General features: G+C 71.7%; 3 protein-coding genes. 1 reads left to right on the plus strand and 2 read right to left on the minus strand.

The features are described 5' to 3' along the window. Positions 1 to 1,050 (plus strand): helicase C-terminal domain-containing protein (locus tag WH07_RS31085; protein ID WP_046507462.1); only part of this gene is annotated, 1,050 nt, incomplete at its 5' end. A 19-nt stretch (positions 1,051 to 1,069) separates the two neighbouring features. Here the strand turns inward: WH07_RS31085 and WH07_RS31090 are convergent. Continuing rightward, complete coding sequence (locus tag WH07_RS31090; RefSeq protein WP_052744613.1) at positions 1,070 to 2,884, minus strand: pectate lyase; 1,815 nt, start codon at positions 2,882 to 2,884, stop codon at positions 1,070 to 1,072. Between the two features lie 118 nt (positions 2,885 to 3,002). Continuing rightward, positions 3,003 to 3,548 (minus strand): VanZ family protein, encoded by a 546-nt coding sequence (locus WH07_RS31095; protein WP_079023709.1) that lies wholly within the window; start codon positions 3,546 to 3,548, stop codon positions 3,003 to 3,005. Positions 3,549 to 3,569 lie beyond the last annotated feature (21 nt).

A 3,569-nucleotide genomic window follows, 5' to 3' on the forward strand; every position in this document is an offset into this window, starting at 1 on the left:
TCCCCGCTCACCACCGCCGCCCTCAGCGCCGCAGGCCTGCGCGCCGCCGCGGCCCTCGCGCCGCACCTCCCCGAGCCGCTCGACCATGTCCTCCTCCAGGCCGACCTCACCGCCGTGGCCCCCGGCCCCCTCCTCCGCCCGCTCGCCGAGCTGCTCTCCATCGCCGCCGATGTCGAGTCGAAGGGCGGCGCCACGGTCTACCGCTTCACCCCCGCGTCCGTACGGCGCGCTCTCGACGCCGGTCGGTCCGCCTCCGATCTGCACGATTTCCTGAAGGCCCACAGCCGTACGCCCGTTCCGCAGCCGCTCGCCTATCTCATCGACGATGTGGCGCGCAAGCACGGCCATCTCCGGGTCGGCTCCGCCTCCGCGTACGTACGCTGCGACGACGAGGCCGTACTCGACGAGATCCTCGCCGACAAGCGCTCGCAGTCCCTGCGGCTGCGCCGGCTCGCGCCGACCGTGCTGTCCGCCCACGCCGAACCGGCGGCCCTGCTGGACGGGCTGCGCACGATGGGGTTCGCGCCCGCCGCCGAGTCCGCCGAGGGCGATGTGATGATCACCCGCGCCCATGCCCACCGGACGCCGCCCCGGGCCGCGCCCGCGCCGGTTCCTGACGGTCCGCCCGTACCGGACGCGACACTGCTCGGCGCGGCGGTACGGGCGATCAGGGCCGGGGACCGGGCGGCCACGGTGGCCCGCAAGCCGGCCCAGGCGCAGGTGCCGGTGCAGGTGCCGCCGTCCGTACCGGCCACGCACCCGGAGCCGTCGGCCGACGGCACGTCACCGGCCGCGCTCTCGCCCGACGGCCGGCTCCCCCGTACCACCTCCGCCGAGACCCTCGCGACCGTCCAGGCCGCCGCCATGACCGGCTCGGCAGTCTGGATCGGTTACGTCAACGCCGACGGCGCGGCCAGCCAGCGGGTCATCGCCCCGGTGCGGGTGGAGGGCGGTTATGTGACGGCGTACGACCACACGGCGGACGAGGTCCGTACATACCCGCTGCACCGGATCACCGGGGTGGCCGAACTGGCCGACGACCCAGCGTAGCCGCAGCATCGTCAAGTCCTCAGCCGCCCGCCACGTACCCGATCAGCTTCGCCATGTTCGCCACGTACGCGGCCGAACTGATGCACAGCGGCGGCTCGGCCGGCCGGTACGGCGGCTCCAGCGGCGGGTCCTTCGGGCTGTACGGCGAGGTGTCGCGCGGGTCGCCGACATGCTTGCTCATATACGCCCTGCCGTCGTACGGCTCCGTCGAGCCCGGCCCCCGGTACGGGTTGGTGATCTGGTCGATCGGCGTCAGCCAGTGGTCCCGTGTCCCGAGGCCGTCCACGAGCGCCGCCGCCTCGGCCTCCGTCACGGTGGGCAGCGGCAGCGGGGCGTCCCGCAGCAGGTCGGAGAGCTGGAGATCGCGCGGCGAGAAGTAGCGCGGGAGCGGGATCCGGCCGCCGTGCGCGTTGGCGGGCGAGAGCGGTGAACGGGCGCGCAGGGCGGCGATCTGAGCCGGGGTCAGCGCGGCGAGTTCCTCGTACGTCGCGCGCAGACCGGCGAGATCGATGGAGCGGCCGCCCGAGTAGTGGCTGAGGGTGTCCTTGTGGTCGTAGTCGTTGTAGTACGCGCCATTGCGGATGTTGGAGCCGAAGCGGTGCACGAACCGGGCGCGGTTGGTGCCGAGTTCGACGAAGGTCGGGTGCGTACGGCCGGCCAGCAGCGGGTTCTCGGCGATCTGCTCGCCCGTCAGCGCGCAGCTCTCCAGCCAGGCGAGGGCCTCGGGCACCCGGCGCAGACAGGCACGGTCGCCGGTCAGCCGGAAGTAGTGGAAGAGCTGCTGGACATTGGTCTGGGTGGTGTGGGTGGCGAGGGCGCGCGGTTCGTACGAACGCGCTCCGGCGGGCGCCCCAGCAGGCCGGCCGCCCTTGGCACGGGAGAGGTGCTGGAGGCCCCAGCCGGCCTGGGGCGCGGGCTGCTGCATCCGGCGCAGACACTCCATGGCCCGCAGCACGGGGCCGATGAGATCGCGTCGGCCGAGGGTCGATATGCACATCAGGAGGAACTTGATGTTCTCGCCGAGGACATCGTCGTTGAAGGTGACCTGCTGGGTGTACTCGCCGTCCTCCATGCCGTGCCGTACATCGCCCGGCAGCCAGGGCGGGCGCTTGTCGGGCCAGGGGGTACGGCTGACGGATCCGGCATGGGCGGGGAAGCGCTGCGGCCAGCCGCCGTCGGCGACACCGCCCTTGAACTGCGAGGCGAGCAGGAAGCCGATGACGCGGTCCAGTGAGCGCTTGAAGCGGGGGTCGCGGCGCTCGGCGTACAGCCGGAGGATGAACTGGGCGGCGGACGAGGTGCCCGCGTCGTCGAAGGTGGCGTTGCCGTAGTAGTGCTGGAACTCCTCCAGCCGCCAGCCGTTGGCGCCGATCGTCTCGTACCAGTCGCGCAGGGAGTCCTCGCCGGCGAAGTCATGGATGTAGTTCCAGCCGCCGACGGGAAGCTGGGCCTCGACGAGCGCGAGCCCGGTCCGCTCGGCGGCCCGCCAGCAGACCTCCTCGCCGGTGGCGTGGTACGCGTCGAGCAGGCTGTGGCCGACGGAGGGCGTACCGGGCGGCTGGACCCAGCACATGGTGCGCTTGGCCTCCATCTCGCCCCAGGTGACGGAGAGATCGGGCAGATAGTTCCAGACGTATCCACCTCTGTAGGAGACGGTCCCGTCCATGAACGTGACGGCTCGCTTCACGGCCCGTACGACCGTACTCCGCGACGAGGCTCCCGACGCGGCCCTGGCCGCCCCGGGCCCCAGCAGCGCGGGGCCCGCGAGCAGCGGGGTAACGGCGAGTTGACTGAATGTGCGGCGGTTCAAGGGCGTTTTCCAGGGCTTCTTCATACGAGAAGTGCCTCCCTCGGCGGTGACTGGACACGGGTGCCGCTTGTCACCTCGGGAAGGTAGTGACCCTACGCACGCTCTTCAAGTATGTGGACAGCACTTTGGTATGAGAACGACGTCAGTCCTTCGCGGCGCTCTTCTTCGGGGACGCCCGGAAGCCGCGGAAGCGGGGGCGGCGGAGACCGCGGAGGCGGCCGAGCCGGCGGCCCACCCGGCGGCCGATCAGGCGGTACGCGGTGAGCGCGATCAGATACGCGAGCAGCGCGCCGGTCGTGTTGAGGATCACGTCATCGATGTCGAAGGCGCGCCCCTCGACGATCGCGCCCTGGGCCAGCTCCACCAGCACCATCACCAGCGCGGTCAGCAGCACCACCCGCGCCATCCGCATCCTGCGCGGCACGAGCACCGGCAGCAGCAGCCCGAAAGGCGCCCCCAGCAGCAGATTCCCGCCGATCTGCCGGCACGCGCCGAGGAATGTGTAGCTCTCCACGTACTGCCGCAACGAGTGCCCCGGCCGCAGATTGGCCCCCGCGATCTCCGCGGAGGCCGGGGACGGCGTCAGCGTGATTCTGGCCAGTACGGCCGAGAATGCCACCAGCGCCACAAAGGCCACCGCCACCAGAATCCCTCGCCCGAGCCGGGCGCTCACCCTCCCACCATCCATACCCCCCTGATGCCCGCGCCC

The sequence above is a fragment of the Streptomyces odonnellii genome, from assembly GCF_000981895.1.
GTDB lineage: Bacteria > Actinomycetota > Actinomycetes > Streptomycetales > Streptomycetaceae > Streptomyces > Streptomyces odonnellii.